This window comes from Paenibacillus sp. HW567, from assembly GCF_000374185.1.
Lineage (GTDB): Bacteria > Bacillota > Bacilli > Paenibacillales > Paenibacillaceae > Paenibacillus_AQ.
This window is the reverse complement of sequence record NZ_KB910518.1, coordinates 3,052,548-3,065,143: the sequence shown is the minus strand read 5'-3', so window position 1 is coordinate 3,065,143 and position 12,596 is coordinate 3,052,548. Positions and strand designations below refer to the sequence as shown.

The following is a 12,596-nucleotide window of genomic DNA, read 5'->3' as shown; positions in this document are numbered from 1 at the left end:
CGGCATGGCGTATAGCCGACAAATTTTATATTTTAAGAAAGATCAGGTGCTGATTTTGATGAAACCTTTAATATATGATTTATCTCTGGAAGAGTTGCAGCAGTGGGCTAAGGACAACGGAGAGCCTGCTTTTCGCGGCGGGCAGATTTTCGACTGGCTGTATGTAAAACGCGTGAATGATTTTGAGTCCATGAGCAATTTGTCCAAAGCGGTGCGCGCCAAGCTGGATGAGCAGTTCAGAATTACGGCATTGACCGAGATTACCAAGCTGGAGTCCAAGGATGGCACGGTGAAATTCCTGTTCGGTCTGCATGATGATCATGCGATTGAGACAGTTATCATGAAGCACAACTACGGTAACAGCGTATGCGTAACAACGCAGGTGGGTTGCCGGATCGGCTGCACCTTCTGCGCCTCTACACTTGGCGGACTTAAGCGCGACCTGACGGCAGGCGAGATTGTAGCCCAGGTCGTCCGCTCCCAGCAAATTCTCGATGCGCGCGGCGAACGCGTCAGCAGCATTGTCATCATGGGGACAGGCGAGCCTTTTGAGAACTATGAAGCAACGATGCGGTTTCTGCGCCTGATGATCCATGAGAAGGGCCTCAATATCGGCCAGCGGCATATTACGGTCTCCACCAGCGGGATTGTGCCAAGCATCTATAAATTTGCCGATGAAGATACCCAGATCAATCTGGCGATCTCCATTCATGCGCCCAATGATGCGCTGCGCTCCAAGCTGATGCCGGTCAACCGGCGTTATCCTTTTGATGATGTTATCGAGTCTCTGCGTTATTATCAGGCTAAGACCGGCCGGCGTATCTCCTTTGAATATGCGCTGATTGGCGGCGTCAATGATCAGAAGGAGCATGCGGAGGAGCTTGCCGGAGTGCTTAAGACTATGCTCTGCCACGTCAACCTGATTCCGGTCAATCATGTGCCGGAGCGCAAATATGTACGGACTTCCCGCAATGATATTTTTGAATTTCAGCGTGTTCTGGCCGACCATGGCGTGAATGTAACCATCCGCCGGGAGCAAGGCCACGATATTGCGGCCGCATGCGGACAGCTACGCGCCAAACACATGGAGTTGGGGTGAGGATATTTGATCAGAACAGTTCATGCCAGCGACATTGGCCGGGTACGTACGGTCAATGAGGATTCGGTCTGGATCGGCGTGACACGCCACGGTTATACCCTTGGCATTATCGCCGATGGAATGGGCGGACATTTGGCTGGCGACACCGCGAGCCGTCTTGCTCTGGAGACAATGAAGAATGCCCTGGACGGGCTCTTGCCTGATCTTCCGGAGGAAAGCTTGCGCGAAGCGTTGTCTGCCGCTATTTTGGAAGCTAACAGCACAGTCTATCAAGAGGCTTCAAGTGACGAGAAGTACCATAACATGGGCACCACTGTCGTTGCTGCGCTGCTGAAGGGGCCGGCGGGATTTATCGGCCATATCGGAGACAGCAGAGCCTACTTGATCAAGGACGGTGCAGCAATTCAGTTAACCGAGGACCATACGCTGGTCAATGAGCTGTTCAAGAGCGGACAGATCAGCCTCGAGGAGCTTGATAACCATCCGCGCCGCAATGTGCTCACAAGAGCGCTTGGAACGGATGCCGAGGTTGCGGCCGATCTGGCTCCTGTTAACCTGGCACTTGGAGAGCTTTTGCTGCTGTGCAGCGATGGACTGAGCAATTTCGTCAGCTTGGAGCATTTGGGCAAGGTTGCAGGAATCCTCGAAATACCGTTAGAGGAAAGAGCAGACCGATTACTTCAACTGGCATTGCTCGCCGGCGGCGGTGATAATATCAGTGTCGCTATGCTAGAACATCAAGGAGAGGCCGCAGTGCCCGAAACAAAGGAGTGGGGTAGATGATCGGTCACGAATTGGGCGGCCGTTACCAAGTCATCGAACGGATCGGGGGAGGTGGCATGGCGCTCGTCTATCGGGCACATGACATACTGCTTAACCGGAACGTCGCTATTAAAGTATTGCGCAACCAGTTTGTGCATGATGAGGAGTTCATCCGCCGCTTTCGGCGGGAGGCGCAGTCCGCTGCATCATTATCGCATCCGAATGTGGTCAGTATATACGATGTGGGACAAGAAGATGAAATTCATTATATTGTTATGGAATATGTCGAAGGCAAGAATTTGAATGAGATTATTAAAGAGCGGGCTCCGCTTCAGGTGGACGAATCCATCCGCATTGCTTCCCAGATCTGTGACGCACTTGATCATGCGCATCAGAATCAGATTATTCACCGCGACATCAAGCCGCATAATATTCTGATTGGCCGCAATGGCAGGGTAAAAGTGACGGACTTCGGAATTGCCCGGGCTGTCACCTCTACAACCATTACCCAGACAGGTTCAGTGGTGGGGTCGGTTCATTACTTCTCGCCGGAACATGCCAAAGGGGTTACTACAGGCGAGAAGTCCGATCTGTATTCTCTGGGAATCGTACTCTATCAGATGCTGACCGGAGTACTGCCATTCTTGGGCGAAAGCCCGATCAGTGTTGCTTTGAAGCACCTTCAGGAGGAATTTGAGGAGCCGCGTCTGCTGAATCCGCTGATTCCGCAAAGCGTTGAGAACGTGATTTTAAGATCTATGCGTAAAAATCCGGACGAGCGCTACCAATCGGCGAAGGAAATGCTCCATGATCTGGAGACCTGCCTGCTGCCGGAACGGCGGAGTGAAGCCAAGGCCATGTTCAATGACGACGATGACGAGGATCGAACGCGGGTTATTCCGGCAATCAAGCCGTTGCAGCGCGGACTCGGCAGCCGTGGCGGCGGAGATGACAGGGGCTGGCGCGAAGAGGAAGCTGCGTCTCCAGGCTCCGGTAAGGCGAAGCGGGGACGTGCTGTGCTGTGGGTGAGTCTCACGCTGATTATTTTGCTGGCTATGGGCGGTGTGGTATGGTATGTGAACGCCAAGCTTGTTGTGAATGAAGTGGCTGTTCCAAGCCTGACGAGCAAGTCCTTTGAGGACGCCAAAACTGCCCTCTCTGAAGTCGGACTCATCGCGGAGGAGCCTCCGCTGCAAGTATATAATCCAAATTACGATTCTAACATCGTATGGAAGCAAAGTAAGAATCCTAATACTATGGTAAAAGAAGGCACACATATCACTCTTACTGTAAGCACGGCCAAAGTACTCCCCAAGCTGCCTGAGTTGTCCACCAAAAGCTATGAAGATGCGGTGAAAACGCTGATTGCCGCAGGGGTGGAGCAAGGCCGGATCAGTCAGGACCCGCGCTTCAGCGAGGATTATCCTGAAGGTCAGGTAATCAGCTCTGAGCCGGCCGCCGGCACCGAATATGATCCGGAGACGGCAACCATCAAGCTGATTGTCAGCCAGGGGAAAGAGACCACGCCAATACCGGATCTCGTCGGATCGACTCAGCAAGAGGCCCAGGCGAAGCTGGCGGAAGCGGGACTTGTGCTGGGTGAAATCAAAGAAGAGTCCAGCTTTACTGTCGATAAAGGCAAGGTAATGGTGCAATGGCCCTATGAGAAGGGCGATACCGCTTCACCGGGCGAGAAGATTAATATTACGGTAAGCACAGGTTACCCGCCTGAGGCCTTGGAGTATACATTCAATGTGCCAGTCACTCCATCAAGTAAGGGCAAGAAGACCAAAATCCGCATTATCTATGCTGACGCACGCAAGGATGGCGAGAACCAGGAATGGGGCATACGCACAATTGCGAAGAATCAGATGCTGTCGGTGAATCTGCTGCTCGCCCCTAATAAGGACGGTTCCATCTCCGTCTACCAGGACGGGGAATTTATCGCAACCTATACAATAAAATACGCGGATGCCAAAAACGGTACTGTGCCGCAGCCTGAGCTCCCTACTGAGCCAACGCCTGTCCCAACACAGGCGCCTACTGATGTTCCGGTTACCAGCGAACCGACCATTGAACCGGAGATTCTACCGCCCAGCACGGATAACAGCGGAAATACCGGAGCGGTGAATCAGACGGGTTTTGTAACAACCAATGCAAATGATAAAGGAAAAAAGTAAGACAAATAAAAGATAAAGCGGCAGACGATTCTGAGATTTCTCAAGACAAGGCTGCCGCAGCAGAATGACCCATGTACCTTGCAGGCTTGGGTCATTTGTGCAATATCAGGAGAGGAAGGCTCATTATGTATGCCTGAGGGTATAATTGTCAAAGCGTTAAGCGGATATTATTATGTCAAGCCGCTCCACGAAGGATCAATCGCAGCGGAGGAGAAAGCTGTGCAGTGCCGGGGACGGGGGATTCTTAAGAAAAAGGGAATCACACCACTGGTTGGCGACCGGATTATTTATGTTCTGACCGAGAACGGGGAAGGCATGGTCGATGAAATTCTCCCCCGGGAGTCGGAGCTGATCCGTCCGCCGGTTGCCAATGTCAAGCTGGCTGTGCTGCTCTTCTCTGTGCGCGAGCCGGACATGAATCTGAATCTGCTGGATAAGTTTCTGGTGCACATTGAGCATTCCGGTCTGGAACCGCTGATCGTGCTCACGAAGCAGGACCTGGCAGATGATGAGGGCGAAGTCACTGCGCAGGTCAAAGCACTGTATGAACGCATTGGGTATGAAGTGCTGGTGACAAGTTCCCTTACGGGCGAAGGCGGCGAGGAATTGCGCAAACGTCTCGCAGGAAGCATCAGCGTCTTCTCCGGCCAATCCGGTGTCGGCAAATCAACGCTGCTGAACCGTCTTGTCCCCGGCCTTGAGCTGGAGACAGGAGAGATCAGCCTGCGCCTGGGCCGCGGACGCCACACTACCCGCCACGTGGAGCTGATGGACATCGGCGACGGCGGATTTGTGGCGGATACTCCAGGCTTCAGCCAGTTGGACTTTCTGGAGCTGGGTGTGGAGGAGCTGTCCACCTGCTTCCGGGAATTCGCCCCTTACGCCGAACAATGTAAATTCCGCGGTTGCAGCCACCTTCATGAGCCGGGCTGCCGCGTTGCTGAAGCTTTTCAGGCAGGCGACATCGCCAGCAGCCGCTATGAGCATTACAAGCTGTTCTATAATGAAATGAAAGATAAAAAGCGGAGGTACTAACATTATGATTACAATCGCACCATCAATATTGTCAGCCGATTTTGCCGCACTTGGCGCAGAGGTTGCAGAAGCCCAGGCCAGTGGTGGAGACTGGGTCCATGTTGACGTCATGGATGGCCATTTTGTGCCGAATATTACGCTTGGACCAGCGATTGTAAAAGCAGTGAAGGCACACACCTCATTGCCGCTGGATGTACATTTGATGATCGAGAACCCTGAACGTTATATTGCCGAGTTTGCAGCGGCAGGAGCCAGTGTGATTACGGTACATGCCGAAGCTTGTGTTCATTTGCACCGTGTGGTGCATCAGATCAAGGAGCTGGGTCTTAAGGCAGGTGTGGCTATCAATCCGGGCACTCCGGCGCTGGCTGTCCGTGAGGTGCTGGAGGATGTGGATTTGGTGCTGGTAATGACGGTTAACCCCGGCTTCGGCGGCCAAACCTTCATTCCGCATACTCTGGGGAAGATCCGCCAAATCCGCGAGTGGGCCCGGGAAGTGAATCATACGGAGCTACGCATTGAAGTTGACGGCGGTATCGCTGAAGATACGGCCCCGCTGGTTGCAGCGGCAGGCGCTGATGTGCTGGTGGCCGGGAATGCCGTCTTTGGACGCAGCGACCGCGCGGCCGCGATTAAGGCGATCCGGGAAGCTGCCGAGGCAGCGCTCCGTTAATCCTGACCCTGCTCAGACTAAAGGTTATAGGTCAAGTTATGAGCGCATAAACATGGTTACATGAGCAGAAATCTCATGTAGCCTTTTTTTGTTCAACAGGGAGGTCTGCAGTTCGTTTCGAAAGGCCGAGAGCCGGGAAAGTCTCCTACCGTACGGCATGAATTGATTGGAGGGTTAAGGATGAAATTTTACACGTTCAAGCTGCCAAAATTTTTGGGAGGTTTTGTTAAGGCGATTTTGAATACTTTTCAGAAAAATTGAGGAAGAATCTGAACAGAAAACATGAAAAAAAGCACCTTACGAATGTAAAGGGTGCTTTTTGCTTCATTATGAGATATCGCTAGGTCTAGGATAATCCAAGACTAAACGCGTTCAACTTTACCGGCTTTCAAAGCACGGGTGCTGACGTATACGCGTTTCGGTTTACCGTTCACGAGGATACGGACCTTCTGAACGTTAACTCCCCAAGAACGACGGTTGCGGTTGTTGGCATGGGATACATGGTTGCCGCTGCCCGGTTTCTTGCCTGTTACAGTACATTTGCGGGACATAGATTACACCTCCTTGATTACTTACACCTGCATAAAACAATACTTAAATATAATATCACAGCAAAAATTGCTTCGTCAACCGCTTCAAAAACATTTATTTCTTTAGTCTCTTATAGTACAATATAGATTAGTGTATTATGTCCAGTTAATCCTAGAATTGATTAGGCATAAAGTTAGGAAGGGGAATTCTCATTGAGTAAGCGTTCTATAAACGGGACAGATTTTACCGCAATGGTACTCGCCGGAGCGGAACAACTGCAGCAGCATGCAGAGCACGTCAATTCCCTTAATGTTTTTCCGGTTCCGGATGGTGATACGGGAACAAACATGAATTTGACGATGACCGCAGGCGCGAACGAATTGAAGAAAAATAATACGGCCTCTGTCGGCCAATGTGCAGGAGTATTGTCCAAGGGTCTCCTGATGGGTGCCCGGGGGAACTCTGGTGTTATTTTGTCACAACTCTTCAGGGGGCTTGGACGTTACGCAGCCCAATACGATGAACTGAGCGCGCAGCAGTTCGCAGCAGCGCTGCAGACCGGTGTGGATACAGCCTATAAAGCGGTGGTGAAGCCGGTAGAAGGCACGATTCTTACCGTTGCCAAAGAAGCGGCCAGACATGCCGTCTATTATGCGCGCCGCACGACAGATGTAACTGAGCTTATGACTGAAGTTCTGGCCAAAGCCAAAGAAGCGTTAGCCAACACGCCTGAGCTTCTGCCTGTGCTTAAGCAGGTTGGGGTCGTTGACTCCGGCGGTCAGGGCCTGGTGTACATTTATGAGGGCTTTCATCAGTACTTGACGAGTGGTGGCGCAGTTGTGCCGCAGTCTGTTCAGGGACAAGCTCCAGTTCCTGCAGCGGCACCGGCAGTGGTACTCAATAAACAAGAGAATATTTTGTCCTCCGTGCAGTCTTCTGCACAATCCCAACTGTCTACGGAAGATATTGAATTTTTATATGATATGGAATTTTTCATTAACCGGTTGCTTGGGAGCGCCGTAAAAGCGGAATTTGATGAGGAAGCTTTTCGGAAAGCGTTATCAGTAAATGGCGATTCGATTATTGTCATTTCGGATGATGAGACCATCAAGGTCCATGTCCATTCCAAAACTCCGGGCGATGTGCTGAATTTGGCGCTGCAGTATGGCGAGATTACCCAGATCCATATTCTGAATATGCGCGAGCAGCATCGTGATCTGCTGACCGCCGGGATGGATATTGCACCGATGCCGGATGTGTTTGCGGATATTCCGAAGGAAGAGAGCAGTGTGCAGTCACCGGCGGTTCCTCCGGCGGATGAAATGGCGCTATACGGATTCATTGCAGTCTCCTCAGGGGAAGGGATCTCGGATATTTTCCGAAGCCTTGGCGTAGATGCTATTCTGTCCGGCGGACAGACGATGAACCCCAGCACGGAGGATTTCGTGAACGCGATCTCGTCTATTTCCGCGAAGCATGTCTTCATTCTGCCTAACAATTCGAACATTGTGCTTGCCGCCCAGCAGGCCAAAGAGCTGCTCGAGGGTGAACGCGAAATCACCGTAATTCCAAGCAAGAGCATTCCGCAGGGAATTGCCGCTGCTTTTGCTTTCCAGGAGGAAGATACGGTAGATGCCAATACAAGCAGCATGCTTGAGGCCATTTCACAGGTCAAGTCGGGGCAGGTTACGAATGCGGTCCGCGATACGGTTATCGAGGATCTGGAGATCAAATCCGGTCAGTATATCGGGATTTCGAACTCCAAGATTGTCACTGCTGCCGATGACCTGCTGAAGGCAAGCCAGGCGCTGCTCGCTAATATGCTGGAGACCGGCGATGAGATTGTCACCGTGTTGACCGGGGCGGATTCAGAAGATAAGGTTACCGCATCGCTTGAAGGCTGGCTGGAAGAGGCCTTTCCGCAGGTTGAGGTTGAAATTCATAAGGGTGGACAACCGCTGTATTATTATCTTTTCTCAGTTGAGCCTTAAGTTAAAAGGTAGGGGGAGAAATTCATGAATCGTACCGTAATTGTCACCGACAGCACTTCCGATATCCCGCCGGTCATGGCGGAAGCGTATGGTATAGAGGTTGTTCCGCTGAACCTGATGTTCGGCGGGGAGACGTTCCGGGATAATGTGGATATGACACCGGAGCAATTCTATGAGCGTCTGCCCCTCTCGGCTCAACTGCCGACCACCTCTCAGCCGTCGCCGGATCAATATATGAACGTATATCGTGACCTTCTGGAGCGTAACCCGGATCGCACGATTCTATCCTTTCATATTTCTTCAGGGCTTAGCGGTACCTATCAGTCTGCTGTTCTGGCTAAATCCATGCTGGAAGAGGAGGGAGCGGCCATCACTGTTGTGGATTCGCTGTCCGCTTCTTACGGGTTCGGATTCATGGTGGTGCAAGCGGCGAGATTGGCTGCGGAAGGCAAAGACCCTGAGGAAATTTTACGGACTGTAGAGAATCTGCGTCAGTCACGCAAGCTGTACTTTCTAGTGGATACGCTGGAATATTTGCAAAAGGGCGGCAGAATCGGCAAAGCCTCCGCTTTTTTGGGTACGCTGCTTAATATTAAGCCGATTCTCTCTATTGATTCAGAAGGGATTATCTATGCGGTGGAGAAGGTGAGAGGCCGCAAGAAGGCAGTAGCCCGCATGATCGAGCTGTTCAAGAAGGATCTGCCGGGTGTGGACAAAATCAACGTGGCCGTGGGTCATACGGCTGAACCGGCTGCCGGCGAAGAGTTCCTTAAGGAGCTAGCCGGGCACTTCACCCTGGAAGAGAAAGTGCTGACCAATGTGGGACCTGTAGTAGGGAGCCATGTCGGCAACGGAACCTTAGCCGTATTCATTTGGCCCGCGTAAATAGGGGATGAACATGCTGCTATCACTCGAATCAATTGAAGTGAAACAAATAAATGGCGTGAGCGCTCAAAAGCAAAGCGAGCTTCACGCCTTTGGCGTCTTTACAGTGAAGGATCTGCTGGAGTATTATCCATTTCGCTATGAAGATTTTCGGCCCCGCTCACTTAGCGAGGTCAAGCATGGCGACAAGACGACTCTGGTTGCCAAGGTGATTGGCATTCCTGTATTGCAGCGTTTCGGCGGCAAGTCGCGCTTAAGCTGCAAGATGGTGGCTGAACCATGGATGTTCACGGCTACGTGGTTCAACCAGCAATATGTGCGTGAGCAGTTGACGGTTGGCCGTGAAATTGTGCTTACCGGCAAATGGGATCAGAAGCGGAACGCCATTACCGTGACCGATTATGAATTTACGGACAAGGGAGAGGGCAAAATCGGCACACTTCAGCCGGTCTACTCCGTTGGGGGCAAGATCACCCAATCCTGGATTCGTAAAATGATCAATCAGGGCCTTAAGCAGTATGGCGAGATGATTCCGGAAATCCTGCCGCATACGATCATGCGGAAATATGACTTCATGTCCCGCAAGCGGGCGATTGCCACGATTCATCAGCCGGAGGATACACGTGAAGGCCAGCAGGGCCGCCGCAGAATGGTGTATGAAGAGCTGTTTCTGTTCCAGCTCAAGGTGCAGGCTTTCCGTGTGCTGAGCCGTGGCAGAATGGACGGTGTAGTGCATACCGTGGACAACGCGACCGTTCGCCAGTTCGTGCGCAGTTTGCCCTTTGAGCTGACGGATGCCCAGAAGCATGTTGAACTGGAAATTCTGCATGATATGCGGGCGCAGTATTGTATGAACCGTCTGCTGCAGGGCGATGTAGGCTCCGGCAAAACAGTGCTGGCGGCGATCGCGCTGTATGCCACAGTGAGATCGGGATTTCAGGGGGCGCTGATGGTGCCCACGGAAATTCTGGCTGAGCAGCATATGCGCTCACTCACGAAGCTGTTTGAACCGTTTGGCATTACGGTAGGCCTGCTGACGGGAAGTGTGAGCGGGCGCAAGCGCAAGGATCTGCTTGCTTCGCTGCAGATGGGAGTGCTTGATATTGTTGTCGGTACCCATGCCTTAATCCAGGACGATGTTTTCTTCCGTGGACTCGGGCTGGTGGTCACCGACGAGCAGCACCGTTTTGGCGTCAACCAGCGCAGCGTGCTGCGCCGCAAGGGCTACAACCCGGATGTGCTGACGATGACCGCGACTCCGATTCCGCGCACACTGGCCATTACCGTCTTCGGTGATATGGATGTATCCACGCTGTCGGAGCGCCCCAAAGGGCGGGTTCCCATTACAACCTATTGGGTCAAGCCTGATCTGCTGGAGAGGGTCTTGAAGCTGGTCAGCCGCGAGATTGACCAGGGACGTCAGGCTTATCTGATCTGTCCGCTCATCGAGGAATCGGAGAAGCTGGATGTGCAGAACGCGATTGATCTGCATATTCAGATGTCGCAGGCTTTTCCCGATTACAAGGTAGGTCTGCTGCATGGCCGGATGACTCCGGGGGAAAAGGACGAAGTCATGCGTGCCTTCTACAGCAATGAACTGCAACTGCTCGTATCGACAACCGTCGTTGAGGTTGGCGTCGATGTTCCGAATGCGACGCTGATGATTATTATGGATGCGGACCGCTTTGGCCTTTCCCAACTGCATCAGCTCCGCGGCCGGGTTGGCCGGGGCCAGTATGCCTCTTACTGTGTGCTTATCGCCGATCCGAAGTCGGAGATCGGGCGGGAGCGGATGACGGCCATGACCGATACGGATGACGGCTTTGAGGTCTCAAGGCGGGATCTGGAGCTGCGCGGACCGGGGGATTTCTTCGGGACGAAGCAGAGCGGGCTGCCGGAGTTCCGGCTTGCGGATATGACCGCTGACTTCGAGGTGCTGGAGATGGCCCGGGATGATGCAGGTGAGCTGCTGAAGGATGCCGCGTTCTGGACCTCCCCCGAGTATGCGCCGCTGCGGGGTTATCTCCAGAACGAACAGATTTTCCAGGGAGATTTAATTGATTGAACAGGCACATGCCGCTGCTGCTCCTCATATACTGTGAATGATTGGATATGATTGGAGGTGCTGTGCTTGGGTTATCAGCAATATGGGATCAGTCCCCAACTGGTGGAACGCATCAAGCTTAAGATGAAGAATCCGGCTGTCAAAGAACGCATTAAGAATATGATTAATGGAGTTTCCAAGCAGGAGCTCCAGGACACAGCGGTTGTACGAAGACTGGTGCGCAATGCTTCGGCGGTACTGGGCGAGAGGCTGACGTCGGTGCAGGAGGACCAAATTGTAAAATTTGTTATTGCGCAAAAAATTGACCCCAGCAATACCTTTCACCTGATCCGGTTATGGGGCATGTTCCGCTGAAGTCGCACTGCTGCTGAAACGGACAAACCAAAAAAAGCGTTCCTGCGATGACAACGCAGGAACGCTTTTTTACTGGTGCGCCCGATAGGGACGATAGCTAGGCGGGGAAAGTCGGCTGAGGCAATGAACGCTAGTCACGGAAGAGGGCGGCCAGTCTTCTTCTGCCGGCGGTGTGGACAACCATTTGGCTGTCCTTATCGCACTCTCGGACAATGGAAGCAACCTCTTCCTCCTCCAGTTTGGTCGCGATACAGAACAGAGTGCCGGGCTGGCCTGCCGGATCTGCAGCCTGAATGAGCTTGGCTTCGCGGTCCAGCAAGAGACGCAGTGCCTGGCGGATTTCTTCAGTACGGCTGCTGGTGATCCAGATAGCCCTTGAGCGGGACAGATCCCTTAAGGAGATGCGTACAGCCTCAAAGGCGAGCAGATAGGCAATAATCGAATACATTGCCTGATCCCAGCCGAACAGCAGCCCGCCATACAACAGGATGGCGCAGTTTAACAGCATAATGAGAAGTTCCGCCGATTTGGGCGGACTGCCGCTGAGCAGGGCATAGCCCATGTCCGCTGCTCCGCTGCTCATCCCCCCGAAGCGGATGGAAATACCGATTCCGAAGCCAAGACATAACCCGCCAGCGATAGCCGCGCTTAGTGGCTCGCTGACCGCGGCAGGAGCATGATGCAGGGCAAGGGAGCCGATGATCAGGCAGATTAACGCAAGCATCACATACAGCGCGAAACGCAGATTGATCTGTCTTCGGGAAATTAAGATAAAAGGCAAATTGAACAGGAACAGAAATAAGCCAAGGCGCATTTCCGTAAGATGCGCGAATAAGGCGGACAGACCGGCGGGACCGCCGGGAACAAGCTTATGAGGCATCAGAAACAGTTCCAATCCGGCAGCGGCAAGCAGGCCTCCGGCAATAACGGCCAGGATACGAATGGCTTTGCGGTGGCGCGGCTGGGGTATTCCGTTCAGATTTTTCTTCACATGTTCTCCTCTCTCCCGGAGAGAACCGGA

At 52.7% G+C, this 12,596-nt stretch carries 12 protein-coding genes; 10 read left to right on the top strand and 2 right to left on the bottom strand.

Features of this window, described 5'->3' with window-relative positions:
• Nucleotides 1-58 precede the first annotated feature (58 nt).
• From rlmN to spoVM, 6 genes are all read left to right on the top strand, one after another.
• On the top strand, nt 59-1,099 hold the full coding sequence (gene rlmN / locus B212_RS0113930) for a 23S rRNA (adenine(2503)-C(2))-methyltransferase RlmN (protein ID WP_028530819.1): 1,041 nt from the start codon (nt 59-61) through the stop codon (nt 1,097-1,099).
• A 6-nt stretch (nt 1,100-1,105) separates the two neighbouring features.
• Nucleotides 1,106-1,882 (top strand): Stp1/IreP family PP2C-type Ser/Thr phosphatase, encoded by a 777-nt coding sequence (locus tag B212_RS0113925; RefSeq protein WP_019911447.1) that lies wholly within the window; start codon nt 1,106-1,108, stop codon nt 1,880-1,882.
• Nucleotides 1,879-4,041 (top strand): Stk1 family PASTA domain-containing Ser/Thr kinase, encoded by a 2,163-nt coding sequence (pknB, locus tag B212_RS0113920; protein ID WP_019911445.1) that lies wholly within the window; start codon nt 1,879-1,881, stop codon nt 4,039-4,041. Before B212_RS0113925 ends, pknB begins: the two co-directional genes overlap by 4 nt.
• 129 nt (nt 4,042-4,170) lie before the next feature.
• Entirely contained in the window at nt 4,171-5,076 is a 906-nt protein-coding gene (gene rsgA / locus B212_RS0113915; protein ID WP_019911444.1) for a ribosome small subunit-dependent GTPase A, read from the top strand.
• A 4-nt stretch (nt 5,077-5,080) separates the two neighbouring features.
• The gene (gene rpe / locus B212_RS0113910) at nt 5,081-5,749 is read left to right on the top strand and encodes a ribulose-phosphate 3-epimerase (RefSeq protein ID WP_019911443.1); all 669 of its coding nucleotides are present in this window, start codon (nt 5,081-5,083) and stop codon (nt 5,747-5,749) included.
• Between the two features lie 180 nt (nt 5,750-5,929).
• The gene (spoVM, locus tag B212_RS31435; protein ID WP_019424875.1) at nt 5,930-6,010 is read left to right on the top strand and encodes a stage V sporulation protein SpoVM; all 81 of its coding nucleotides are present in this window, start codon (nt 5,930-5,932) and stop codon (nt 6,008-6,010) included.
• 101 nt (nt 6,011-6,111) lie between these two features.
• Here the strand turns inward: spoVM and rpmB are convergent, their stop codons facing one another.
• Nucleotides 6,112-6,300, bottom strand: coding sequence for a 50S ribosomal protein L28 (gene rpmB / locus B212_RS0113900; RefSeq protein ID WP_019911441.1), 189 nt, complete (start codon nt 6,298-6,300; stop codon nt 6,112-6,114).
• Nucleotides 6,301-6,492: 192 nt separating this feature from the next.
• Between rpmB and B212_RS0113895 the strand changes: the two genes are divergently transcribed.
• From B212_RS0113895 to B212_RS0113880, 4 genes are all read left to right on the top strand, one after another.
• Nucleotides 6,493-8,271, top strand: coding sequence for a DAK2 domain-containing protein (locus B212_RS0113895; RefSeq protein ID WP_019911440.1), 1,779 nt, complete (start codon nt 6,493-6,495; stop codon nt 8,269-8,271).
• 24 nt (nt 8,272-8,295) lie between these two features.
• Complete coding sequence (locus B212_RS0113890; protein ID WP_019911439.1) at nt 8,296-9,156, top strand: DegV family protein; 861 nt, start codon at nt 8,296-8,298, stop codon at nt 9,154-9,156.
• A 13-nt stretch (nt 9,157-9,169) separates the two neighbouring features.
• Nucleotides 9,170-11,221 carry an ATP-dependent DNA helicase RecG gene (recG, locus tag B212_RS0113885; RefSeq protein WP_019911438.1) on the top strand — a complete coding sequence of 684 codons (2,052 nt, stop codon included), beginning with the start codon at nt 9,170-9,172 and terminating at the stop codon, nt 11,219-11,221.
• Nucleotides 11,222-11,287: 66 nt separating this feature from the next.
• Nucleotides 11,288-11,575, top strand: coding sequence for a stage VI sporulation protein F (locus tag B212_RS0113880; RefSeq protein WP_019911437.1), 288 nt, complete (start codon nt 11,288-11,290; stop codon nt 11,573-11,575).
• Nucleotides 11,576-11,705: 130 nt separating this feature from the next.
• Here B212_RS0113880 and B212_RS31430 read toward each other — a convergent pair whose 3' ends face one another.
• The gene (locus B212_RS31430; RefSeq protein ID WP_019911436.1) at nt 11,706-12,566 is read right to left on the bottom strand and encodes a YitT family protein; all 861 of its coding nucleotides are present in this window, start codon (nt 12,564-12,566) and stop codon (nt 11,706-11,708) included.
• Between the last annotated feature and the right edge of the window lie 30 nt (nt 12,567-12,596).